Source organism: Bacillus sp. Marseille-Q1617 (genome assembly GCF_903645295.1).
Lineage (GTDB): Bacteria > Bacillota > Bacilli > Bacillales > Bacillaceae_B > Rossellomorea.
In genome coordinates this window covers 36,521-59,351 of record NZ_CAHJXM010000001.1, presented here as the reverse complement: position 1 = coordinate 59,351, position 22,831 = coordinate 36,521, and the positions used below count along the sequence as shown (strand labels likewise).

Below are 22,831 nucleotides of genomic sequence, written 5' to 3'. Positions count from 1 at the left end.
CGACTAGAACAACAGCATACCAATGAAAAAGGAGGAGGATATAATTCCTCGTCCCGTTGGTCAGCATCATTTCGTAAAATACCACTTCCACAACGACAATCCGATGATGGTGAGGAAGGTGATGAAGCCGTAGAGCCAGATGGAGAGCATTTCGTTAACGAACATGGTGTTTCACCCTTTCCTTTACTTTATGTTGTAGACTTTTTCGAGTCTTTGGCTGGTTTGCGGTTGTTTTTCTTTCAAGATAGGGGCAAGCACTGTAATCACGGCGATTCCGATAAAAGTTGAAACGGCTCCCGCTGCCATGGTGCTTGGCACGATTCCGCCAAAGTAAAGGATGAGATAGGAAAGGAGTCCGATCACCATGGAAAGTTCCGCTGCCCTGGCGGATGCCTTTCTACGTCCATATACCGCGTGTAAAATCGGCCCCATCGTTCCGGCTGCGATTCCTGAAATGCCGATCCACATGATATCTCCCATATACGCAGGAGGCTTCAAGACAATCAAATAGGCCAGGAGCCCGATAATGGGCACTGAAAGCCGGCTGATCTGCAGCGCGATCTTCTCTGCTTTCGCGTCGCTCACTTTCACGATTCCTCTTTTCACCAGTACTTTCAAAAAGATATCATTGGCAAAGACAGTCGAAATCGACACAAACAATCCATCCGTTGTCGACATGGCGGCAGCAAGGATCACAACCCCCAATATCGCTACAATGACCGCAGGAAATGCCCATACCGCATATTCCATCAGTGCCAGATCAGGAGCTGCAACGTTATTTCCAAGTGCCGCCCTGCTGTAAATACCTCCAAATAGAACTAAAACGGAAAATGCAGCAGTGATCACATAAGTCAAAATCATTTTCCCCAAATCTTTTTCACTCTTCAGACCCAGTACCTTGTTAAACAGATGAGGGGCAGAGGCAAATGCCCACTGAATCACAATCGCACCTGTCACTAAACTTAAAGAAGAAAAATGAGCAGAATCCGGATTGAAAGCCTGAATCAGATTTCCATCCTGAGCCGCCAATTTTCCGCTGATGCTGGTAAAGGTCGTTGAGATGCTCCCCTTCCAGAACACGACGATCCCGGAAATGAAAATAAAGACCCCGGCCACTGCCATCATCACTGCCTGGACGGCATCCGTATAAATATCGGCGAATGCCCCTCCGCCAAAGACGTAAAGTACGACAATCACGGCTATAAAAATCAATCCGCCCTGATAGGACATGCCGAGAAGATATTCAAAGATGCGGGCACCTGCGACAAACTGGGCGGCTATATAAAAGATGTTGAACAAAAGAATCAACCCCGTACCGACCCGGAGAAGATCGCTGTTATAAAAATCCCCCAGCCAGTCGGGCAAGGACAGCGACTTTTGTCCGTTATTTAGCTTCCGGACTTTCTTGGCTACCATCAATACCCCGATCGGCCCCCCGCCGATCATCGCCAGGAACAGCCAAAGATTTGATAGTCCCCAATCATGGGACCAGCCCGGGTACCCGAGGAAGGTAGCGGCACTTAAGTACGTGGCGGCAAAGGAAAGCCCCAGGACATAAGGGCCGAGGTTTCCCCCGCCTATGGCAAAATCACTGACACTCTTGGTCTTTTTCATACTGATAAATCCCAGGGCAAACATTGCTGCAAGAAATACGGCAAATCCTATCCATGTATATAATGCGATTTGACTCATTTTCTTCTCCCTTCTTTTACAAGCGTTTTATGAATAAACGGGTGCAAGCTTCTTGGCAGGATGATCTGCAGGCAGGTGTCTCCGGCCTCTGCCAAACATGTTTTCTCTCAGGGTGGATCCTTCATATTCCATCCGGTAAATCCCACGCTTCTGCAGTTCCGGGACCACATGTTCGACAAACTCGGTGAATGTACCCGGTGAATACGTCTGGGCGATATTGAAGCCGTCTGCATCCCCAACAACCGCCCACCTCTCGATTTCATCCGCGATCTGCTCAGGGGTGCCGATGAACTTGACCGTTCCATTGCCCAGGCCGTGATTTTTGATCGCTTCCCGGAGCGTCCACCTTTTGTTCGGATCTTTTCCGTACATATCGAGGTTCCCCTGCATGGCGTCAGTCTCGATGTCCTCGATATATTGATCAGGGTCGAATTGTGAAAAGTCTATCCCAGTGTGACCGGATAAAAGAGAAGCGGTGCCTTCATAGCTGACGTGGTTTGTAAGTTCTTCATATTTGGCATATGCTTCTTCCTCTGTTGAACCTATGATTGGCAGGATCATCGGGAAGATGAGAAGCTCATCCGGGTTTCTTCCCTGCTCTGCCGCCCGTCTGCGGATATCGGATGTATACAGCTTCAATCCGTCCAGTGAATGATTTTTAGTAAATACTGCTTCGGCATGTTTTGCTGCAAAATCCCTCCCTTTTGGAGAGGACCCCGCCTGGAACAATACCGGGGTGCGCTGAGGGGAAGGCTCCACCAGATGAGGGCCCGGCACACTGAAAAACTCTCCTTCATGGTTGATGGAATGAACTCTTTCCGGATTCGCAAACGTATCATTTTCTTTATCATAAACGACCGCCTCGTTCTCCCAGCTGTGCTCCCACAATTTATAAGCGACCTGGAGGAATTCATCGGCTCTGTCATATCGGAGTTCCTTTGGAAGCCTCCCGGAAAGTCCAAGATTAATGGCTTCACTTTCCAAATAGGAGGTCACCACATTCCATGCCACCCTTCCCCCGGTTAAATGGTCAAGCGTCGATAACTGCCGTGCCAGTGAATAAGGCTGGGCATAAGTCGTGGAGATCGTCGGTGCAAACCCAAGATGCTCTGTTACAGCCGCCATGGCCGAGATCGGGATGAGCGGATCATGTGCAGGCAGCTGCACTGCACCCCTGACCGCCGCATCATGACTGTTTTCATAAACGCTGTAGGTACCAAGCACATCAGCGATGAACATCGCATCAAATTTCCCGCGTTCAAGCGTCTTTGCCGTTTCGACCCAATAAGCCAGACTGTTGTGAGAAGTACCTTGATCTTTTTCATGTTTCCATAAGCCGGTCGAATGCGGTGAAGGCGAGTTTTGGATGAAGCCGTTGAGATGAATTTGTTTTTTCATTGGAAAGTCTCCTTTTTCTTAAAAGTGATTTGGCCGTGGCGATGGGTGGATTGATGTGTTTTTTGGGGATGAGGTCAGGTTTGAGTATTCTTATCGTTATACTCGGTTTAGAAACAGCGAGGACTCCTTAACGATTTACTACAACTAAAAAAACCTCTCCCGATGAGGAAGAGGTTCATTTCTATACCATCCTCTCATCTTTCAAGCATCTGCTTGCTGGAATTAGCACCTTGTTACAAGTAACGGTTGCTGCGGGATCACGGGACCAGATTCCTCCCCCGGCTCTAGATAAGGAAATATGCAATTGTGTTGTTTGAATTTTTATCATCATAACGGAGTCGAAATAATCTGTCAAATCAGAATCCAGATTTTTTATCGAGATGAATTGTGTACATGGTCACGAGTTTAAATTTGGAAACGCTTACCTATATTTTCATATCAAAAAGGGAGTTTTTACGTAAAATATTGATGTTCCAGCCTTTAATGGCAGCCAATCAGAGAGATTCTCTTTTACTTTAAAGGAATAATGGACTATATGTGGCGGGGAAACTAGTCATAAATGATCTTTTTTGAGAGTTTTTAATGGGGGGAAGAACCACGGGGACAGGTCCGTTGAATGGGGAGATGAAGGTATCTTTCGTTTTCATTGTATAATCTTCGAGTTTTGCCCGATAATCTTTTAATTTTGACCATAAATCTTTTACTTTTCCGCTTTTATCTTTCGATTTCCCGGATCATTCCGTCACTTGGTGAAATACAGGATTAACCTACCCGCCCGCTACAATAGAAACGAATACACCAAACACAAACAAGTATCATCCCTAACCAATAAAAAAGACCCCCAACCCAAAAGGTTGAGAGTCTCTGTAAGCAATAATTAACGCTTAGAGAATTGTGGTGCACGACGAGCGCCTTTAAGACCGTATTTTTTACGTTCTTTCATACGAGCGTCACGAGTTAACAATCCAGCGCGTTTTAGAGTACCGCGGTACTCAGGATCAGCTTGAAGTAAAGCACGAGCGATACCGTGACGGATCGCACCAGCTTGACCAGCGTAACCTCCACCGTGTACGTTTACTAAAACGTCATAGTTACCAAGAGTTTCAGTTGCAACTAGTGGTTGCTTGATTACTTCTCTTAGTGCTGCGAATGGGATATATACTTCTACTTCACGATCATTGATAACAATGTTACCGTTACCTGGTACTAAACGTACGCGAGCTACTGAGCTCTTACGACGACCAGTTCCGTAATATTGAACTTGAGCCAAGATAATAACCTCCTCTTTTTAATTATCCACGAAGTTCGTAAACTTCTGGTTGTTGTGCTTGGTGTGGATGCTCAGATCCAGAGTATACATGTAGCTTCTTGATCATTTGACGACCTAGAGAACCTTTAGGAAGCATACCTTTGATAGTAAGCTCTAACATTTTCTCTGAGTAGTTTGTACGCATTTCTAATGCAGTACGCTGCTTCAAACCACCAGGGTGGTTACTGTGACGGTAGTAGATCTTATCAGTAAGCTTTTTACCAGTCAATTCGATTTTTGAAGCGTTAAGAATAATTACGTGATCACCAGTGTCAACATGTGGTGTGAAAGTTGGTTTGTGTTTACCGCGTAGAACTGAAGCTACTTCACTAGCCAGACGACCAAGAGTCTTGCCTTCAGCATCTACAACGTACCATTTACGATCGATTTCGTTGGCTTTTGCCATATACGTAGTACGCATGAGTTTACCTCCTATTAAATGAATCCGTAGTATTTATTTTCTAATCACAATAAGATTCCGGGGCTTATCGTGGGGTTAATAACATACCATATGCTATAATATCTTGTTCTATAGTGAATGTCAAGGGAATGTTACACCAGGATTAGTTGTTTTAGATAAAAAATTATTTTCCAGATTGAATCTCTTCATTTTCTTCCCCATACTCCACCTTCCAAAGATACAATCCATGCGGCGGAGCAGTCTTCCCTGCCTGGTTCCTGTCTTTGGCTTCAAGGATGTTTTTCATGTCCTCACTGCGGAGATTCCCCGCACCTACCTCGAGCAGCGTACCTACCAGGATCCTCACCATGTTGTAAAGAAAACCATTTCCGGTAAAAGAAAAAATGATTTCGTCCTCATGCTGCGTGATGGTGATGCTGTGGAGATTCCTTACTTTGTCCGCTACTTCCGTTTTAGCAGAGCAGAAACTTGTAAAGTCATGTTCACCCATTAGATCCTGCGCTGCCTTTTGCATTTCCCCTACCGAAATAGTGAAAGGATAGTGAAGAGCAAAATGACGATAGAAAGGACTTCTCGATTCAGCTGTATAGACTCTGTAACGATATTCCTTCCTCTTAACTGAAAATCTTGCATGAAAGTCATCAGGGACAAATTGTGCCTCTTTGATGGTCACTTCGTCAGGCAGGCGCGTGTTCAGGACGACCGGCCACTTTTCTTCAGGAATGGCCAATGTGGTATCAAAGTGGAATACCTGGCCGTGTGCGTGGACCCCGGCATCCGTTCTCCCTGAAGCAGTGACGCGTAGCCGCTCTCCTTTATGAATGGCACTGAGGGTGTCTTCAAGGAGGCCCTGTACAGTACGCTGGTTTGGCTGTATTTGATAACCGCTGAAATGGGTGCCGTCATATGATATCGTACATTTTACACGCTTCATAGAATTACTCCTCCTATCCTCTGAAGAATAGCAATAAGGCTGTCAGGATGCCGAGTACAACCAGTGCGCCTGTATCTTTTTTATGCCAGGAAAGAAGCCTGTATTTCGTTCTTCCTTCCCCTCCCCGGTAGCCCCTTGCTTCCATGGCCGTAGCCAGGTCTTCTGCACGCTTGAACGCACTGACGAATAAAGGGATGAGCAATGGGATGATCGCCTTGATCCGATCTTTTATCGGCCCTGAGGAAAACTCTGCTCCCCTCGCGATCTGCGCCTTCATGATTTTATCCGTTTCTTCCATCAGGGTCGGGATGAAACGCAGCGAAATCGACATCATCAACGCAAGCTCATGGACCGGGAACTTCACCTTACGCAGCGGATTCAATAATGTTTCCAGCCCATCTGTGATGGTGATCGGTGATGTCGTCAGCGTCAGTAAAGAAGTGATCAGGATCAGATAAAAGAATCGAAGGGAGATGAATATCCCCTGCCGCAGCCCTTCCTCATGAATCTTAAGGAAGCCAAGATCCAGGATGACCCCGCCCTCTTTTGTAAAGAATACATGCAGGAAAAACGTAAACAGGATCAGCCATAGAATGGGCTTCAACCCTCCGATGATGAACCGGATGGGAAGATTGGAAAAGATGAGTGCAGTAAGCGTAAATGCCCCTAATATGGCATAGGTGACAACATTATTAGCCAAAAATACAACACAAATGAAACCGAATATAAAGAGAAGCTTCGACCTTGGATCCATGCTGTGAAGAATGGAATTTGCCGGTACGTAACGGCCGAAGATCATTTTTTCCATCATAGCGGTCCACCCCCTTCTTCGAGGGAACCAATTGCATCAGCCAGTTCTTCAACCGTCAAACAAGTGATACCGAGCTTCCTGCCGATACGCTCTTCCAGCTTGAACTGAAATCGGACCACATCGGGAACATCCAGCCCCATTTCAAACAATTCCTCTGGATTCGAAAAAATGTCTTGCGGGGAACCCTTCCTCTGTAAGCGTCCCTTCTGCAAGATGACAATCTCATCTGCATAGTGAGCCGCATCCTCCATGCTGTGCGTGACAAGGATGGTAGTCAGTCCTTTTTCTTTATGAAGATCGTGGAACATATCCATGATCTCACGCTGCCCACGCGGATCTAAACCGGCTGTAGGCTCGTCCAATACGATCACATCCGGATTCATGGCAAGGACACCGGCAATGGCCACCCTCCTCATCTGACCGCCTGAGAGATCAAATGGGGATTTCTGAAGTATGTCTTCTGAAAGCCCGACCTTCACAATCAGTTCCTTCGCTCTTTCTTTCGCTTCTTCCTCTGATACTCCGAAGTTCATAGGGCCATAACAAATATCCTTCAATATCGTTTCTTCAAATAACTGATGTTCTGGGAATTGAAAAACGATCCCTACCTTTTGCCTGATCGGTTTCAGACTCTTCGATTTTTTCTCGGGGCTGATCTCGTAGTCTCCGACGTTCACGATTCCGGATGTCGGCTTTAGCAGTGCATTCAGATGCTGCAAGAGTGTCGACTTGCCTGAACCTGTATGACCGATGATCGCCAGGAACTGACCTGATGGAATGGAGAGATTGATATCTTCAAGAGCAAGCTTTTCAAATGGGGTTTTATAGGAATATCGATATTCTACTTGTTGAAATGAGATTTCCATAACTCGTTCACCAGCTCTTCTTCTGTAAAGTAGGTTTGGGGTAATGAGATACCCGCATTCTTCAGCGCTCCTGAAAGTTTAATGGTAAAAGGTGAATCAAGCCCCAATTTCTTTAATTCATCCTCGAGCAGGAAAATCTCTTGTGGTGTCCCTTCCTTAAAGACTTTCCCCTTATTCAGTACGATGATTCGGTCGGCCCTTGCTGCTTCCTCAAGGTCATGGGTGATCGAAATGACAGTCAAATTCTCTTTTTCCTTTAAAATCCTGACCGTTTCAAGCACTTCTTTCTTTCCTTTCGGATCAAGCATGGATGTCGATTCGTCCAGGATGATGATATCCGGCTGAAGGGCCACCACTCCGGCGATTGCCACGCGCTGCTTCTGTCCGCCTGATAAATGGTGCGGCTCTTGATCAAGAAAATCTTCCATATGGACACGCCTTAAAGCGCCACTCACTCTCTGTACCATCGTTTCATAAGGTACTCCATGGTTTTCTAACCCAAAAGCCACATCATCTTCGACTGTAGCACCGACAAACTGATTATCTGGATTTTGAAAGACCATTCCAATCTTGGAGCGGATATCCCAGATCGTCTCTTCTTCTAAAGCGATTCCGTCTACTGTAACGTCACCCTTTTCAGGAAAGTGCAGACCGTTCAGCATCTTGGCAAGTGTCGATTTACCAGAACCATTATGCCCGACAATCGCAAGCCACTCACCCTGCTCCACATGAAGGCTGATTCCCTCAAGAGCATAGGCTTCCTGATCCGGATAACGAAAATAGACATCCTTAACGTTAATCATCTCTCGCACAATACATACCTCCTCTATGCTCATCAATTCTCAACTGAATATTAACTCTGCTCGGCTTTTTATAGTATTTTAAGAACAGATTGTTTTTTATCATTAACCAATTATTTATATTTGCAACTGATTCTAGCGATTGACTGGAGTGCAAGACGAAGACTCCTATTAGAAAAGCGGAAGGGCTTTGCTCAGGAAGCGTGTGGCATAAGACGAATCGGCCACGAAGGCGTTCTTTGCCTTCTTGGTCGATTTGGCTTATGACATGTGCTTTTAAGCCCTGCAGCTGGACATTCCCCTTGAGGAGGCTCACCAGCCGCCCGCGGAAAGCGAAGTCTTGCACGGAAATCAATAGCGGTATAAAGAAGTGTTATATGATTCAATAAATAAATAATAGCAAAAATCCATATAAATAAAAAAAAGCCTGCACCCCGACCAAAGAAAAGAAACCTTTTCTTGTTCATCCACTGAACAGCTTCTATCGATATAGAAGTCGGAAGGGGCGCACGAGCTAGACGAGTCAGCAGCGCTGCTCATCGTAACGCTCTGCTTTTCATCATCAATCATGCACTTATACAAAAAGGGCAAAGAAGCAGTTAAGGATTAACTGTCCCGCCCTTAATGTTAGTAGTCACGAATTATTAAACTAATTCGATGATTGCCATTGGAGCACCGTCACCACGGCGAGGACCAACCTTCATAATGCGAGTATATCCGCCTTGACGCTCGTTGTAACGAGGAGCGATGTCAGAGAATAACTTTTGAAGAGCATCTTGGTTGTTTTCAGCGTTTGCAATTTCTTTACGAATGAATGCAGCAGCTTGACGACGTGCGTGAACATCACCACGTTTACCTAATGTGATCATCTTTTCCACAACTGAACGAAGCTCTTTCGCGCGAGTTTCAGTTGTTTCGATACGCTCATTGATGATTAGGTCAGTAGCCAAATCACGTAGCATTGCTTTACGTTGGGCACTAGTACGTCCTAACTTTCTGTAAGCCATTAAGGGTTCCCTCCTTTGTTGAAACTATATATCTAAAATGATTATCAATCGTCTTTACGTAACCCTAATCCAAGGTCTTCAAGTTTAACTTTAACCTCTTCAAGAGATTTACGTCCTAGGTTACGCACTTTCATCATATCTTCTTCAGTCTTGTTAGCAAGCTCTTGAACAGTGTTGATTCCAGCACGCTTAAGGCAGTTGTAAGAACGAACAGAAAGATCTAATTCTTCGATTGTCATCTCAAGAACTTTTTCTTTTTGATCTTCTTCTTTTTCTACCATGATTTCAGCATTCTGCGCTTCATCTGTAAGGCCAACGAAAATATTCAAGTGTTCTGTCAGAATCTTAGCACCTAAAGAAATCGCTTCTTTCGGTCCAATACTTCCATCAGTCCATACATCAAGAGAAAGCTTATCATAGTTCGTCATTTGACCAACACGAGTATTTTCTACTTGATAATTAACGCGTGAAACTGGAGTGTAAATAGAATCGATTGGGATCACACCGATAGGAAGATCCTCACGTTTGTTTTGGTCAGCAGGTCTGTATCCACGTCCGCGTGATGCGCTTAAACGCACACGGAAGTGACCACTTTTAGATAATGTGGCGATGTGCAAATCAGGATTTAACACTTCCACATCACTATCATGAGTAATATCAGCAGCAGTAACGACTCCTTCACCCTGCACATCAATTTCGAGCGTCTTCTCTTCATCAGAGTAAATCTTCAACGCTAGCTTTTTGATATTCAAAATGATGGATGTGACATCCTCTACGACGCCTTCAATTGTTGAAAACTCATGCAGTACTCCATCTATTTGAATAGATGTGACAGCGGCACCTGGGAGTGACGATAATAGGATACGACGTAAGGAGTTACCCAAAGTTGTACCATATCCACGCTCAAGTGGTTCTACGACGAACTTTCCATATGTGGCATCATCGCTGATCTCAACCGTTTCAATTTTTGGTTTTTCAATTTCGATCATTAATATTTACCCTCCTTCAAAACGTCGAAACTCCGGGCTAAATAATATGAAGTCCGAAATTCCCCATGTTTACGTTCCCTATTGTGCACCAACAACTGGTTACATTTTTCTGAATGAACATTTTGTATCATATCCCATTATAGACAACGATACAAAATTTATACAGAAAAATTAAACGCGGCGACGTTTTGGCGGACGGCATCCGTTATGAGGAACTGGAGTAACGTCTCTGATTGCAGTAACCTCAAGACCAGCAGCTTGAAGAGCACGGATAGCAGCTTCACGTCCAGCTCCAGGGCCTTTAACTGTTACTTCAAGAGTTTTTAAACCGTGTTCCTGGGAAGCTTTTGCAGCAGTTTCAGCAGCCATTTGTGCTGCGAAAGGAGTAGATTTACGAGAACCTCTGAATCCTAGTGAACCTGCACTTGACCATGCAACAGCGTTTCCATGAACATCAGTGATAGTTACGATTGTATTATTGAATGTAGAACGAATGTGTGCAATACCAGCTTCGATATTCTTTTTCACACGACGTTTACGAGTGTTTGTTTTACGTGCCATGTTAAGAAGTAACCTCCTTTACCTATTATTTTTTCTTGTTTGCTACAGTCTTACGAGGACCTTTACGTGTACGAGCGTTGTTCTTCGTATGTTGTCCACGAACAGGTAGTCCACGACGGTGACGAAGACCGCGGTATGAACCGATTTCCATAAGACGTTTGATGTTTAGAGAGATCTCACGACGAAGATCACCTTCAACCTTTAATTTATCAACGATATCACGAATCTTTCCTAGTTCGTCTTCAGTTAGATCGCGAACGCGAGTGTCTTCAGAGACACCAGCTTCTGAAAGAATTTGTGTCGCAGTATTTTTACCAATACCGTAGATGTATGTTAATGAAATGACAACACGTTTGTCACGTGGAATGTCTACACCAGCAATACGTGCCATAGTGATAGCGCACCTCCTTTTAGTTTAGCCTTGTTTTTGTTTGTGTTTAGGGTTTTCACAGATAACCATGACTTTACCTTTTCTGCGGATAACTTTACATTTTTCGCAGATCGGCTTAACAGATGGTCTAACTTTCATCTTATTCTAACCTCCTTAATAGTACGGAGTGCAATGAATTATTTATAACGATAAGTGATTCTACCACGAGTTAAGTCATACGGTGATAATTCAACTGTCACCTTGTCACCAGGTAGGATACGGATGAAGTGCATACGAATCTTTCCTGAAACATGTGCCAGAACTGTATGACCATTTTCTAATTCTACCTTAAACATCGCGTTAGGCAAAGTCTCAGCGACTTTCCCTTCCACTTCAATTACATCATCCTTAGCCATCGAACATGTCTCCCTTCTTCTCATCAATTAAAACTTCATTTACAAACTTTGAAACAGCATAGCGCAGTTTACCGTTCGTAACTCTTCCTGTTTCGATAATACTGTTATGAACTTCTGGAGAAACATAGTCAAACAGTTGAAGATGTCCGATATTCTTTCGCTTGGCGCGATCGAATTTACGTTTATCTCCGTCTGCTATGAGTACAAAACGTTCATCCAATTGCTGAACAACGACCGAATACGTACCAGCCTCCCTGCCCTTAAGAGGCAGAACAATCTGACCTATACTCGGAATCGCCGAATCTGACTCGATCAATCCAATCACCTTCACTTAGGCTTTCGTCAATATCTCATAGCCTTCTTCAGTAATTGCAATGGTGTGTTCAAAGTGCGCACACATTTTATCATCAACTGTCACGACTGTCCAGTTATCTGATAACGTTCTAACATATCGACTTCCTGCATTAACCATTGGTTCAATAGCCAGTACCATGCCAGGCTTTAAGCGAGGACCTTTGTTAGGCGGTCCATAATGAGGAATCTGAGGGTCCTCATGTAAGTCTTGACCAACTCCGTGCCCTACATACTCTCGAACGATAGAAAAGCCATTTGCTTCAACAAAAGTTTGAATACTATGAGAGATATTCGACAGACGTTCGCCTGGTTTAGCTTCCTTAAGCCCCAGATATAAAGATTCCTCTGTTACATCAAGAAGCTTCCGGGTTTCATCGTCAATCTTCCCAACTGGATAAGTCCAGGCCGAGTCGCCGTGATAGCCGTTATATTTCGCACCGATATCGATGCTGATAATGTCGCCGTCTTTTAACACCCGATCTCCCGGAATTCCATGAACCAGTTCGTTGTTGACTGAAGCACAGATGCTGCCACGAAACCCATTATACCCTTTAAAAGATGGAATTGCATCATGTTTACGAATGAATTTCTCAGCAATTGCATCCAATTCATTCGTCGTAATTCCTGGTGAAATATACTTTTGCAATTCCGCATGAGTCAGTGCCACAATCCTGCCGGCTTGCCGCATGATCTCAATCTCTCTCGGAGTTTTACAAATGATCATTATGAAAGGCCTCCAAGTAATACATCGATGTCAGCAAACACTTTATCGATGTCTTGTTGACCGTCAATGTTTTTTAGATAGCCTTTATCTTCGTAGTAGGCCAAAAGTGGTTGAGTTTGTTTGATGTTTACGTCCAGGCGATTTTGAACTGTTTCCTCGTTATCATCAGCACGCTGATACAATTCTCCGCCGCAGCGATCACAAACGCCCTCTTCTTTTGGTGGATTAAAGACAAGATGATAAGTAGCGCCGCACTCTTTACAGATTCTGCGACCTGTCAAGCGCCCCATCAGGATGTCCTTATCTACATCTATATTAATGACATAATTCATCTTTTTACCAAGATCAGCGAGAATGTTTTCAAGTGCTTCCGCCTGAGCTACCGTTCTAGGAAACCCATCAAGTAAGAAGCCTTTTCCACAATCCTCTTTGCTTAAGCGTTCACGGACGATTCCGATTGTCACTTCATCAGGGACAAGATCGCCATTATCCATGAATGATTTAGCCTTCAAGCCAAGCTCAGTGCCATCTTTGATAGCAGCACGGAACATGTCACCAGTCGAAATATGAGGGATACCATATTTTTCAACGATTTTCTCAGCTTGAGTGCCTTTTCCTGCGCCTGGTAAGCCCATAAGAACTATATTCACTCGAACTCCCCCTCAATGTCTATAAAATGGCTTCAGGAACAGAACGTTCCCGAAAACCCTCTTATTTAATGAACCCTTTGTAGTGACGTTTCACTAACTGTGCTTCCAATTGCTTCATCGTCTCAAGAGCAACACCAACGACGATCAAGAGACTCGTTCCACCAATTTGTGCCGCAGGCGGCAGTCCAGCGAAATTAATGAAGAACACTGGAAGAATGGAGATCACAGATAAGAAAATAGCCCCTACAAATGTTAGGCGATACAGAACGCGAGTGAGATACTCTTGAGTGGTTTTACCTGGACGGATACCAGGGATATATCCACCTTGCTTCTTCAAGTTTTCCGCCATTTGCTCCGGATTCACTTGAATGAAAGCATAGAAGTAAGTAAAGGCAATGATCAATGCTACATAGATGATCATACCAACCGGCTTCGTGTAATCGAAGATGTACTGAATCGTACTTGTCACATCATTTTCACCGAAGAAAGTGGAAATGGTCTGTGGCGTGATGATAAAAGAAATCGCGAAGATTACTGGAATAACACCCGCAGCATTTACTTTCAAAGGAAGATGTGTTGATTGTCCGCCAACCGGACTGCGTCCCACAAGACGTTTTGCATATTGAATCGGAATTTTACGAAGTGCTTGTTGAATAAACACCGTACCAACTACGATTGCAATAACAGCCAATACTAAAAGTGCAAGAACGACAATGCGAAGGAAGAGCTGCTCGCCTGCTCCTTCGATTTGTTGAGCATAGATTTGGTTAACAGTGTTAGGAATCGCAGCTACGATACCTGCAAAGATCAGGATCGAGATACCATTTCCAACACCTTTAGCTGTGATTTGTTCACCCAGCCACATAAGAAAAGCCGTACCGGCTGTTAATACCAATGCGATTAACAAGTACGTGCTTACTCCAGGACTTTGGATAAGCATTCCACCATAAATCCGGTTAAAGCCGTAGGACATTCCTAAAGCTTGGATAAAACCAAGAATAATCGTGAAATAACGAGTGAACTGAGCTAATTTACGGCGGCCTACTTCACCTTGCTTCGACCATTCAGTGAACTTAGGAACTACATCCATTTGAAGCAGCTGAACGATGATCGAAGCTGTGATGTAAGGCATGATTCCCATCGCGAAGATGGAGAAGTTCTGCAGCGCACCACCGCCAAATGTATTCAGGAATCCGAGAATCCCTGCCTGGTCTTGCATCTTTAGTACATTTGCGTCAACGTTTGGCACCGGAATGAAGGTACCAAGACGGAAGACGACTAACATTAAAAGGGTGAAGATAATTTTATTTCTTATATCACCCACGCGCATAAAATTGGAGATAGTTTGAAACATTAGATCACCTCAGATGTACCGCCAGCAGCCTCAATAGCTTCTTTAGCAGTGGTTGAGAATTTGTGTGCTTTTACAGTAAGCTTTTTCTCGATTGAACCTTTACCAAGAATCTTAATTCCTGCTTTTTCGTTACTTACTAGACCAGTTTCAACTAGTAGAGTTGGAGTAACTTCTGTACCATCTTCGAAGCGATTCAATGCGTCAAGATTGACGATTGCATATTCTTTACGGTTGATATTAGTGAAACCACGCTTTGGTAAACGTTGGAACAAAGGAGTTTGACCACCTTCGAATCCAGGACGTACTCCCCCGCCAGAACGAGCGTTTTGTCCTTTATGACCTTTACCAGCAGTTTTACCATTACCAGAACCAATTCCGCGTCCTACACGGTTGCGGACTTTACGAGAACCTTCTGCAGGTTGTAACTCATGTAATTTCATGTCGGCACCTCCTTATTATCGAAACAACTCGATTATTTTTCTGTTACCGTTACAAGGTGAGCAACTTTGTTGATCATACCGCGGATAGCAGCATTATCTTGTTGCTCAACTGTTTGGTGCATTTTGCGAAGTCCTAAAGCTTCAACCGTTTTACGTTGATCTTGCGGACGACCAATAACACTTCGAGTGAGGGTAATTTCTAGTTTGTTAGCCATCGTTATCCCTCCCTTATCCTAATAGTTCTTCTACTGATTTACCACGTAATTTAGCTACGTCTTCAGCACGCTTTAATTGTTTTAAACCTTCGATTGTTGCACGAACCATGTTAATTGGAGTGTTGGATCCTAGTGATTTAGAAAGGATATCTTGTACCCCAGCTAATTCTAGTACCGCACGAACAGGTCCACCAGCAATAATTCCTGTACCCGCAGAAGCAGGCTTGATAAGAATTTGACCAGCACCAAATCGTCCAGTTACTACGTGAGGAGTAGTACCTCCTACCATAGGAACTTCAATTAGATTTTTCTTCGCATCTTCAATCGCTTTACGGATTGCATCAGGAACCTCTTGAGCTTTACCAGTTCCGAAACCAACGTGACCGTTTTTGTCGCCTACTACTACAAGAGCAGCGAAACGGAAACGACGTCCACCTTTAACAACTTTCGCAACACGATTGATTGTGACTACGCGTTCTTCAAATTCTAGTTTGCTTGGATCAATACGACGCATCTGGATTGTCCCTCCTTTTTATTAAAATTCTAAGCCGTTTTCACGAGCTGATTCAGCTAAAGCTTTGATACGGCCATGATATAAATATCCACCACGGTCAAATACTACAGATTTTAAACCTTTATCTGCTGCACGTTTCGCAACTAGTTCTCCAACTTTTGCTGCTGCTTCAACAGTGTTAGTTGATTCTAATCCGAAATCTTTATCTTTAGAAGATGCACTTGCAAGAGTAACACCGTTCATATCATCGATAATTTGAGCATAGATGTTTTTGTTAGAACGGAAAACGTTCAGACGAGGACGAGTTTCAGTTCCAGTAATTTTAGAACGTACACGGGCATGTCTCTTCTTACGCGTTTTGTTCTTATCTGGCTTAGTAATCACCTACGGTCACTCCTTTCTTATTGCCTACGCGGCATTATTTACCTGTTTTACCTTCTTTACGACGAACATATTCACCTTCGTAGCGAATACCTTTTCCTTTGTAAGGCTCAGGAGAGCGTACTGCACGAATGTTAGCTGCTAATGCACCAACACGTTCTTTATCGATACCTTTGATTGAGATCTTAGTGTTTGATGGTACTTCGATCTCGATGCCTTTTTCAGCTTCGATCTCAACTGGGTGAGAGTACCCTACGTTAAGGACAAGCTTAGCACCTTGTTTTTGAGCACGGTAACCTACACCGACAAGCTCAAGATTTCTTTCGAATCCTTTAGATACACCTTCAACCATGTTCGCGATCAGGGCACGAGTTGTACCGTGTAACGCGCGGTGTTCTTTTGCATCAGAAGGACGAGTGATTGTTACTGTGTTACCTTCTAATTCTACTTTAATATCAGAACTGAATGTACGAGAAAGTTCACCTTTAGGTCCTTTTACAGTTACTAGGTTATCTTCACCTACTGTAAGAGTAACGTCAGATGGCATTTCGATAGGCTGTTTTCCTACACGTGACATCCTGTTGCACCTCCATTCATTTAAAAACTATTACCAAACGTAAGCTAATACTTCTCCGCCCACTTGTTGTGCACGAGCTTCTTTATCAGTTAAAACACCTTGAGAAGTGGAAACAAGTGCGATACCTAATCCGTTTAATACTTTAGGTACTTCTGTAGATTTTGCATATACACGTAAACCTGGTTTAGAGATACGCTTTAATCCAGTGATTACGCGCTCATTGTTTGCTCCATATTTTAAGAAAATGCGGATAACACCTTGTTTGTTATCTTCGACATATTCTACGTCACGTACGAAACCTTCACGTTTGAGGATTTCAGCGATTTCTTTCTTGATGTTAGAAGCAGGAACTTCTAGTCTTTCGTGACGAACCATGTTCGCATTACGGATGCGAGTAAGCAAATCTGCAATTGGATCTGTCATTGTCATAATAATTTACCTCCTTCCCAATATAGGGTATTACCAACTAGCTTTCTTAACGCCAGGAATCTGACCCTTGTATGCAAGTTCACGGAAACAAATACGGCAAAGCTTGAATTTACGGATTACTGAATGAGGACGTCCGCAACGTTCGCAACGTGTGTACGCTTGAACATTATGCTTTGGCGTGCGTTTTTGTTTCGCAATCATTGATTTTTTAGCCACATTTTCGCCTCCCTTATATAGCGATTACTTTTGGAATGGCATTCCGATTTGAGTCAATAACTCACGTGCTTCTTCATCTGAATTAGCAGTAGTTACGATAACGATATCCATACCACGTACTTTAGATACTTTATCATAGTCGATCTCAGGGAAAATCAATTGCTCTTTTACTCCAAGAGTGTAGTTACCGCGACCGTCGAATGCTTTTTTAGAAACACCGCGGAAGTCACGTACACGTGGAAGAGAAACAGAAATTAATTTATCTAAGAATTGGTACATACGCTCTCCGCGAAGAGTAACTTTAGCACCGATTGGCATACCTTCACGAAGGCGGAAGCCAGCGATAGATTTTTTTGCTTTTGTTACAACTGGTTTTTGACCAGTGATTTGTGTCAATTCATCAACTGCTACATCAAGAGCCTTTGAGTTTTGAACAGCATCACCGATACCCATGTTGACAACGATCTTTTCAACTTTAGGTACTTCCATTACTGATTTGTAATTGAATTTGCTCACAAGAGCTGGACTGATTTCACTTTGGAATTTTTCTTTTAGGCGGTTCATCCAGAATACCTCCCTTCTTTATAGAACTATTTATCTAGAACTTCACCTGATTTTTTTGCTACACGTACTTTTTTGCCGTCTTCCGTTTTATAACCTACACGAGTTGCCTCGTTAGATTTCGGATCTAATAGCATTACGTTTGATACGTGGATAGATGCTTCTTGGCTGATGATTCCGCCTTGCGGGTTCATCTGTGAAGGCTTAGCGTGTTTTTTTACAACGTTGATTCCTTCAACCAGCACTCGGTCTTTCTTAGGGAACGCAGCAAGAACTTCACCAGTTTTGCCTTTGTCTTTCCCAGTAATGACCACTACTTTATCGCCTTTTTTTACATGCATTTCATCGCACCTCCTTGAATGGCCCAATGCTAATCTATTAAAGAACTTCTGGAGCTAAAGATACAATTTTCATAAAGTTGCTGTCACGTAATTCACGAGCGACAGGTCCGAAGATACGAGTTCCACGTGGTCCTTTGTCGTCACGGATGATTACACATGCGTTCTCATCGAATTTGATGTAAGTACCGTCTTGACGGCGTACACCAGACTTAGTACGAACGACAACTGCTCTAACTACGTCACCTTTTTTAACAACGCCACCTGGTGTTGCTTGTTTTACTGTACATACGATTACATCACCGATGTTAGCGGTCTTACGTCCAGAACCACCAAGAACTTTAATCGTTAATACTTCACGAGCACCAGAGTTGTCAGCAACTTTTAAACGTGATTCTTGTTGAATCATGTAGGTTACCTCCCTTCGGAATCAAAAATTATCCGAGCAAATATATTAGATAATAACTGCTTTTTCAACAACTTCTACTAAACGGAAACGTTTCGTAGCAGATAGTGGACGAGTCTCCATGATACGTACGATATCGCCTACTTTTGCTTCGTTGTTCTCATCATGAGTTTTAAACTTCTTAGAGTACTTAACGCGCTTGCCGTATAGAGAATGCTTTTTATAAGTTTCTACCATAACCGTTACTGTTTTATCCATTTTGTCGGAAACAACACGGCCAGTGTAAACCTTACGTTGGTTGCGGTCACTCATTTAAGCAAACCTCCTCTCATTTATCGATTGTTAACCCCGATCTCTCTTTCACGGATTACAGTTTTCATACGAGCGATCCCTTTGCGGACTTCACGGATGCGGGCTGTGTTTTCAAGTTGGCCAGTCGCAAGTTGGAAGCGAAGGTTAAATAACTCTTCTTTCAGAGTTTTTACTTTTTGTTCTATTTCAGCAGTGGTTAGGTCACGAATCTCATTAGTTTTCATTTGATTCACCACCAATTTCTTCTCGTTTTACAAACTTGCATTTTACAGGAAGTTTGTGTGCTGCAAGACGAAGAGCTTCACGAGCAACCTCTTCAGAAACACCAGCTACTTCAAACATGATTTTTCCAGGCTTAACTACTGCTACCCAACCTTCAGGAGCCCCTTTACCAGAACCCATACGTACTTCTAAAGGCTTAGCAGTGTAAGGTTTGTGAGGGAAGATTTTAATCCATACTTTACCGCCACGTTTCATGTAACGAGTCATAGCGATACGAGCAGATTCGATTTGACGGTTTGTGATCCAAGAAGCTTCAGTAGCTTGTAAACCGTATTCACCGAACGCAACTTCTTGACCGCCTTTAGCACGACCACGCATTTTACCACGGTGTTCGCGACGATGTTTAACGCGTTTAGGTAATAACATAATTATTTGCCTCCTTCCTCAGATTTCTTTCTTGTAGGAAGAACTTCTCCACGGTAGATCCATACTTTAACACCAAGCTTACCGTAAGTAGTGTCAGCTTCTTCATGAGCATAGTCAATGTCAGCGCGTAGAGTATGAAGTGGAACAGTACCTTCACTATAATGTTCAGCACGAGCGATGTCAGCTCCGCCTAGACGACCAGATACCTGTGTTTTGATTCCTTTTGCACCAGCACGCATCGCACGTTGGATCGCTTGCTTTTGAGCACGACGGAATGAAACACGGTTTTCTAATTGACGAGCAATGTTTTCTGCTACTAACTTAGCATCAACGTCAGCTCTTTTGATTTCAACGATGTTGATGTGTACACGTTTTGAAGTCAGTTCGTTAAGAGCTTTACGAAGAGCTTCAACTTCAGTACCACCTTTACCGATAACCATACCAGGTTTAGCTGTATGAACAGTAATGTTGATACGGTTTGCAGCGCGTTCGATTTCTACTTTAGAAACAGATGCGTCTACTAAACGTTTTGCAATATATTCACGTACTTTTAAGTCTTCGTGTAAAAGTGTAGCGTAATCTTTGTCTGCGTACCATTTAGACTCCCAATCACGAATTATACCGACACGAAGTCCGACCGGATGTACTTTTTGACCCACGGATTATCCCTCCTTCTTTTCTGATACTACAAGTGTAATGTGACTTGTACGTTTGTTGATTTGACTTGCACGACCCATCGCACGTGGACGGAAACGTTTAAGTGTTGGTCCTTCATTTACATAAGCCTCAGTAACGATAAGGCTGTTAATATCCATGTCATAGTTATGCTCTGCGTTTGCGATAGCAGATTTAAGTACTTTTTCAACGACTGGTGAAGCTGCCTTAGGCGTGTGATTAAGAATCGCAACTGCTTCTCCAACTTGCTTACCTCGGATTAGATCAACGACTAAACGTACTTTACGAGGAGCAATACGTACTGTTCTAGCAACAGCTTTTGCTTGCATTAGGATACCCTCCTCTCAATTAGCGTCTTGTTTTCTTATCATCACTTGCATGACCTTTGTAAGTACGAGATGGTGCGAATTCACCAAGCTTGTGTCCTACCATGTCTTCAGTGACGTATACAGGTACATGTTTACGACCATCGTAAACTGCGATAGTGTGACCGATGAATGCTGGGAAGATCGTTGAACGGCGAGACCAAGTCTTAACAACTTGTTTGCCTTCAGTTTCGTTCAATTTTTCGATCTTATTCATTAAATGATCATCAACAAAAGGTCCCTTTTTTAAGCTACGACCCATGTTTGAACCTCCCTTCGTGATTGGTCTACGGCTCTGTGAACGAACCGTAGTTCAACCCCGTTATTTTTTGCGACGACGCACAATAAATTTATCTGATTTGTTGTTCTTCTTACGTGTCTTGTATCCAAGAGTAGGTTTGCCCCATGGAGACATTGGTGATTTACGTCCGATTGGCGCACGTCCTTCACCACCACCGTGTGGGTGATCGTTAGGGTTCATGACAGAACCACGAACCGTTGGGCGCTTGCCTAACCAGCGAGAACGTCCAGCTTTACCGATGTTGATAAGTTCGTGCTGTTCATTTCCAACTTGACCTACTGTAGCGCGGCAAGCAGAAAGAATCATACGAGTCTCACCAGAGTTTAGACGTACAAGAACGTATTTACCTTCTTTACCAAGTACTTGTGCAGATGTACCAGCAGAACGTACCAGCTGTCCACCTTTACCTGGTTTAAGTTCGATATTGTGTACTACTGTACCAACAGGGATGTTGATAAGTGGTAACGCATTACCTGTTTTGATATCTGCTTCTGGTCCAGACATTACTTCCATACCTACTTCGATTGACTTAGGTGCAAGGATGTAACGCTTTTCTCCATCAGCGTAGTTGATTAGTGCAATATTTGCAGAGCGGTTTGGATCGTATTCGATCGTAGCAACGCGTCCTGGTATACCATCTTTATCACGTTTGAAGTCGATGATACGGTATTGACGCTTATGACCGCCGCCTTGATGACGAACTGTTAACTTACCTTGGTTGTTACGGCCACCCTTTTTGTGCAGGGGTGCTAAAAGTGACTTTTCCGGAGAATCCGTAGTGATTTCAGCGAAATCAGATGAAGTCATACCGCGACGACCATTAGAGGTAGGTTTATACTTTTTAATCGCCATGTTTTTCCCTCCTCTTCTTAATTAAGTGAATTATACTTCAAAGAATTCGATTTCTTTACTGTCAGCAGAAAGTTTAACGATTGCTTTACGACGCTTGTTAGTGTAACCAGCGTGTTTGCCCATACGTTTGAACTTACCTTTGTAGTTCATGATGTTAACTTTTTCGACTTTTACGTCAAAGATTTCTTCAACAGCGTCTTTAACTTGAGTTTTGTTCGCTCTAGTATCAACTTCGAACGTATACTTTTTCTCAGACATAAGATCTGTAGAAGCTTCTGTAATTACGGGGCGCTTAATGATTTCACGTACATCCATTATGCAAGCACCTCCTCTACTTTTTCAACAGCTGATTTAGTCATCACTAGTTTGTCATGTCCTAATACATCAAGAACGCTGATTCCATCTGCAGGAACGACTGTTACACCAGGGATGTTACGAGCTGAAAGTGCTACGTTTTCGTCAAGACCATCAGTAACGACTAATGTTTTAGCGTTAAGTGAAAGACCTTTAAGAACGTTAGCAAATTCCTTTGTTTTTGGAGCATCAAATGATAATGCTTCTAATACCAAGATGTTCTCTTCCACTACTTTAGAAGAAAGAGCAGATTTGATCGCTAAGCGACGAACTTTCTTAGGTAATTTGTAGCTGTAGCTGCGTGGAACTGGTCCAAATACAGTACCACCACCGCGCCATTGTGGAGAACGGATTGACCCTTGACGAGCACGGCCTGTTCCCTTTTGACGCCAAGGCTTACGCCCACCGCCACGTACTTCAGAACGATTTTTTACTTTATGATTTCCTTGACGTAATGAAGCTCTTTGCATTAATACTGCTTCAAACAGTACATGTTTATTTGGTTCGATACCAAATACAGAATCATTAAGTTCGATATCACCGACTTTAGAACCTGTTTGGTTAAATAATGCTACTTTCGGCATTCTTATT

At 43.4% G+C, this 22,831-nt stretch carries 37 protein-coding genes and 1 riboswitch; all 37 genes read right to left on the bottom strand.

The window, feature by feature from the left end; genetic code table 11:
* Window positions 1-183 precede the first annotated feature (183 nt).
* The 37 genes from HWX64_RS00355 to rplD all read right to left on the bottom strand — a co-directional run bounded on the left by HWX64_RS00355 (window position 184) and on the right by rplD (window position 22,824).
* On the bottom strand, window positions 184-1,692 hold the full coding sequence (locus HWX64_RS00355; RefSeq protein ID WP_175986377.1) for a sodium:solute symporter: 1,509 nt from the start codon (window positions 1,690-1,692) through the stop codon (window positions 184-186).
* Between the two features lie 27 nt (window positions 1,693-1,719).
* Window positions 1,720-3,090, bottom strand: coding sequence for an LLM class flavin-dependent oxidoreductase (locus HWX64_RS00350; RefSeq protein WP_175986376.1), 1,371 nt, complete (start codon window positions 3,088-3,090; stop codon window positions 1,720-1,722).
* A 191-nt stretch (window positions 3,091-3,281) separates the two neighbouring features.
* A riboswitch (SAM riboswitch) is annotated at window positions 3,282-3,385 on the bottom strand.
* Between the two features lie 582 nt (window positions 3,386-3,967).
* Window positions 3,968-4,360 (bottom strand): 30S ribosomal protein S9, encoded by a 393-nt coding sequence (gene rpsI, locus HWX64_RS00345; protein ID WP_172250513.1) that lies wholly within the window; start codon window positions 4,358-4,360, stop codon window positions 3,968-3,970.
* A gap of 22 nt (window positions 4,361-4,382) precedes the next feature.
* Window positions 4,383-4,820, bottom strand: a complete 438-nt coding sequence (rplM, locus tag HWX64_RS00340) for a 50S ribosomal protein L13 (RefSeq protein ID WP_032085300.1) — start codon at window positions 4,818-4,820, stop codon at window positions 4,383-4,385.
* A gap of 163 nt (window positions 4,821-4,983) precedes the next feature.
* Window positions 4,984-5,754, bottom strand: coding sequence for a tRNA pseudouridine(38-40) synthase TruA (gene truA / locus HWX64_RS00335; protein ID WP_175986374.1), 771 nt, complete (start codon window positions 5,752-5,754; stop codon window positions 4,984-4,986).
* Window positions 5,755-5,767: 13 nt separating this feature from the next.
* Window positions 5,768-6,565 carry an energy-coupling factor transporter transmembrane protein EcfT gene (locus HWX64_RS00330; protein WP_175986372.1) on the bottom strand — a complete coding sequence of 266 codons (798 nt, stop codon included), beginning with the start codon at window positions 6,563-6,565 and terminating at the stop codon, window positions 5,768-5,770.
* Complete coding sequence (locus HWX64_RS00325) at window positions 6,562-7,431, bottom strand: energy-coupling factor ABC transporter ATP-binding protein (protein ID WP_175986370.1); 870 nt, start codon at window positions 7,429-7,431, stop codon at window positions 6,562-6,564. The genes HWX64_RS00330 and HWX64_RS00325 overlap by 4 nt, the downstream gene beginning before the upstream one ends.
* A complete protein-coding gene (locus tag HWX64_RS00320; RefSeq protein WP_175989567.1) occupies window positions 7,407-8,246 on the bottom strand; it encodes an energy-coupling factor ABC transporter ATP-binding protein in 840 nt (279 codons plus the stop codon). The genes HWX64_RS00325 and HWX64_RS00320 overlap by 25 nt, the downstream gene beginning before the upstream one ends.
* A gap of 629 nt (window positions 8,247-8,875) precedes the next feature.
* Window positions 8,876-9,238 (bottom strand): 50S ribosomal protein L17, encoded by a 363-nt coding sequence (rplQ, locus tag HWX64_RS00315; RefSeq protein WP_071617130.1) that lies wholly within the window; start codon window positions 9,236-9,238, stop codon window positions 8,876-8,878.
* A gap of 44 nt (window positions 9,239-9,282) precedes the next feature.
* Window positions 9,283-10,227, bottom strand: coding sequence for a DNA-directed RNA polymerase subunit alpha (locus HWX64_RS00310; RefSeq protein ID WP_032085295.1), 945 nt, complete (start codon window positions 10,225-10,227; stop codon window positions 9,283-9,285).
* 171 nt (window positions 10,228-10,398) lie between these two features.
* A complete protein-coding gene (gene rpsK, locus HWX64_RS00305) occupies window positions 10,399-10,788 on the bottom strand; it encodes a 30S ribosomal protein S11 (RefSeq protein WP_032085294.1) in 390 nt (129 codons plus the stop codon).
* 25 nt (window positions 10,789-10,813) lie between these two features.
* The gene (rpsM, locus tag HWX64_RS00300) at window positions 10,814-11,179 is read right to left on the bottom strand and encodes a 30S ribosomal protein S13 (RefSeq protein ID WP_172254178.1); all 366 of its coding nucleotides are present in this window, start codon (window positions 11,177-11,179) and stop codon (window positions 10,814-10,816) included.
* A gap of 24 nt (window positions 11,180-11,203) precedes the next feature.
* On the bottom strand, window positions 11,204-11,317 hold the full coding sequence (rpmJ, locus tag HWX64_RS00295; protein ID WP_003156543.1) for a 50S ribosomal protein L36: 114 nt from the start codon (window positions 11,315-11,317) through the stop codon (window positions 11,204-11,206).
* A 38-nt stretch (window positions 11,318-11,355) separates the two neighbouring features.
* On the bottom strand, window positions 11,356-11,574 hold the full coding sequence (gene infA, locus HWX64_RS00290) for a translation initiation factor IF-1 (protein ID WP_034765945.1): 219 nt from the start codon (window positions 11,572-11,574) through the stop codon (window positions 11,356-11,358).
* A complete protein-coding gene (locus HWX64_RS00285; protein WP_175986369.1) occupies window positions 11,567-11,890 on the bottom strand; it encodes a KOW domain-containing RNA-binding protein in 324 nt (107 codons plus the stop codon). The genes infA and HWX64_RS00285 overlap by 8 nt, the downstream gene beginning before the upstream one ends.
* A gap of 15 nt (window positions 11,891-11,905) precedes the next feature.
* A complete protein-coding gene (gene map / locus HWX64_RS00280; RefSeq protein ID WP_175986367.1) occupies window positions 11,906-12,652 on the bottom strand; it encodes a type I methionyl aminopeptidase in 747 nt (248 codons plus the stop codon).
* Window positions 12,652-13,302 carry an adenylate kinase gene (locus HWX64_RS00275; RefSeq protein ID WP_175986365.1) on the bottom strand — a complete coding sequence of 217 codons (651 nt, stop codon included), beginning with the start codon at window positions 13,300-13,302 and terminating at the stop codon, window positions 12,652-12,654. The genes map and HWX64_RS00275 overlap by 1 nt, the downstream gene beginning before the upstream one ends.
* Window positions 13,303-13,363: 61 nt before the next feature.
* Window positions 13,364-14,656: a preprotein translocase subunit SecY gene (secY, locus tag HWX64_RS00270; RefSeq protein WP_175986364.1), complete on the bottom strand. Its 1,293-nt coding sequence runs from the start codon at window positions 14,654-14,656 to the stop codon at window positions 13,364-13,366.
* The gene (rplO, locus tag HWX64_RS00265) at window positions 14,656-15,096 is read right to left on the bottom strand and encodes a 50S ribosomal protein L15 (RefSeq protein ID WP_175986362.1); all 441 of its coding nucleotides are present in this window, start codon (window positions 15,094-15,096) and stop codon (window positions 14,656-14,658) included. Before rplO ends, secY begins: the two co-directional genes overlap by 1 nt.
* Window positions 15,097-15,128: 32 nt before the next feature.
* Complete coding sequence (rpmD, locus tag HWX64_RS00260) at window positions 15,129-15,311, bottom strand: 50S ribosomal protein L30 (RefSeq protein ID WP_032085287.1); 183 nt, start codon at window positions 15,309-15,311, stop codon at window positions 15,129-15,131.
* 13 nt (window positions 15,312-15,324) lie between these two features.
* Entirely contained in the window at window positions 15,325-15,825 is a 501-nt protein-coding gene (gene rpsE, locus HWX64_RS00255) for a 30S ribosomal protein S5 (RefSeq protein WP_175986360.1), read from the bottom strand.
* Between the two features lie 21 nt (window positions 15,826-15,846).
* On the bottom strand, window positions 15,847-16,209 hold the full coding sequence (gene rplR, locus HWX64_RS00250; protein ID WP_172255409.1) for a 50S ribosomal protein L18: 363 nt from the start codon (window positions 16,207-16,209) through the stop codon (window positions 15,847-15,849).
* 34 nt (window positions 16,210-16,243) lie between these two features.
* Complete coding sequence (gene rplF / locus HWX64_RS00245) at window positions 16,244-16,783, bottom strand: 50S ribosomal protein L6 (protein ID WP_175986359.1); 540 nt, start codon at window positions 16,781-16,783, stop codon at window positions 16,244-16,246.
* Window positions 16,784-16,813: 30 nt separating this feature from the next.
* Window positions 16,814-17,212: a 30S ribosomal protein S8 gene (gene rpsH / locus HWX64_RS00240; protein WP_032085283.1), complete on the bottom strand. Its 399-nt coding sequence runs from the start codon at window positions 17,210-17,212 to the stop codon at window positions 16,814-16,816.
* A gap of 30 nt (window positions 17,213-17,242) precedes the next feature.
* Entirely contained in the window at window positions 17,243-17,428 is a 186-nt protein-coding gene (locus HWX64_RS00235) for a type Z 30S ribosomal protein S14 (RefSeq protein WP_010191505.1), read from the bottom strand.
* A 24-nt stretch (window positions 17,429-17,452) separates the two neighbouring features.
* Window positions 17,453-17,992, bottom strand: a complete 540-nt coding sequence (gene rplE / locus HWX64_RS00230; protein ID WP_071617122.1) for a 50S ribosomal protein L5 — start codon at window positions 17,990-17,992, stop codon at window positions 17,453-17,455.
* Between the two features lie 26 nt (window positions 17,993-18,018).
* Window positions 18,019-18,330, bottom strand: a complete 312-nt coding sequence (gene rplX, locus HWX64_RS00225; protein ID WP_175986357.1) for a 50S ribosomal protein L24 — start codon at window positions 18,328-18,330, stop codon at window positions 18,019-18,021.
* Between the two features lie 37 nt (window positions 18,331-18,367).
* Complete coding sequence (rplN, locus tag HWX64_RS00220) at window positions 18,368-18,736, bottom strand: 50S ribosomal protein L14 (RefSeq protein ID WP_060674112.1); 369 nt, start codon at window positions 18,734-18,736, stop codon at window positions 18,368-18,370.
* A gap of 45 nt (window positions 18,737-18,781) precedes the next feature.
* Window positions 18,782-19,045, bottom strand: a complete 264-nt coding sequence (rpsQ, locus tag HWX64_RS00215) for a 30S ribosomal protein S17 (RefSeq protein ID WP_032085279.1) — start codon at window positions 19,043-19,045, stop codon at window positions 18,782-18,784.
* Window positions 19,046-19,065: 20 nt separating this feature from the next.
* The gene (gene rpmC, locus HWX64_RS00210; RefSeq protein ID WP_032085278.1) at window positions 19,066-19,269 is read right to left on the bottom strand and encodes a 50S ribosomal protein L29; all 204 of its coding nucleotides are present in this window, start codon (window positions 19,267-19,269) and stop codon (window positions 19,066-19,068) included.
* Window positions 19,259-19,693 carry a 50S ribosomal protein L16 gene (gene rplP, locus HWX64_RS00205; RefSeq protein WP_032085277.1) on the bottom strand — a complete coding sequence of 145 codons (435 nt, stop codon included), beginning with the start codon at window positions 19,691-19,693 and terminating at the stop codon, window positions 19,259-19,261. The genes rpmC and rplP overlap by 11 nt, the downstream gene beginning before the upstream one ends.
* 2 nt (window positions 19,694-19,695) lie before the next feature.
* On the bottom strand, window positions 19,696-20,352 hold the full coding sequence (rpsC, locus tag HWX64_RS00200; RefSeq protein ID WP_172253791.1) for a 30S ribosomal protein S3: 657 nt from the start codon (window positions 20,350-20,352) through the stop codon (window positions 19,696-19,698).
* A 3-nt stretch (window positions 20,353-20,355) separates the two neighbouring features.
* Complete coding sequence (gene rplV / locus HWX64_RS00195; RefSeq protein WP_172253790.1) at window positions 20,356-20,697, bottom strand: 50S ribosomal protein L22; 342 nt, start codon at window positions 20,695-20,697, stop codon at window positions 20,356-20,358.
* A 19-nt stretch (window positions 20,698-20,716) separates the two neighbouring features.
* On the bottom strand, window positions 20,717-20,995 hold the full coding sequence (gene rpsS / locus HWX64_RS00190; RefSeq protein ID WP_044340526.1) for a 30S ribosomal protein S19: 279 nt from the start codon (window positions 20,993-20,995) through the stop codon (window positions 20,717-20,719).
* Window positions 20,996-21,055: 60 nt separating this feature from the next.
* On the bottom strand, window positions 21,056-21,886 hold the full coding sequence (gene rplB / locus HWX64_RS00185; protein ID WP_175986355.1) for a 50S ribosomal protein L2: 831 nt from the start codon (window positions 21,884-21,886) through the stop codon (window positions 21,056-21,058).
* A 30-nt stretch (window positions 21,887-21,916) separates the two neighbouring features.
* Window positions 21,917-22,204, bottom strand: a complete 288-nt coding sequence (gene rplW, locus HWX64_RS00180; RefSeq protein WP_175989566.1) for a 50S ribosomal protein L23 — start codon at window positions 22,202-22,204, stop codon at window positions 21,917-21,919.
* Window positions 22,201-22,824, bottom strand: a complete 624-nt coding sequence (gene rplD, locus HWX64_RS00175) for a 50S ribosomal protein L4 (protein ID WP_175986354.1) — start codon at window positions 22,822-22,824, stop codon at window positions 22,201-22,203. Before rplD ends, rplW begins: the two co-directional genes overlap by 4 nt.
* Between the last annotated feature and the right edge of the window lie 7 nt (window positions 22,825-22,831).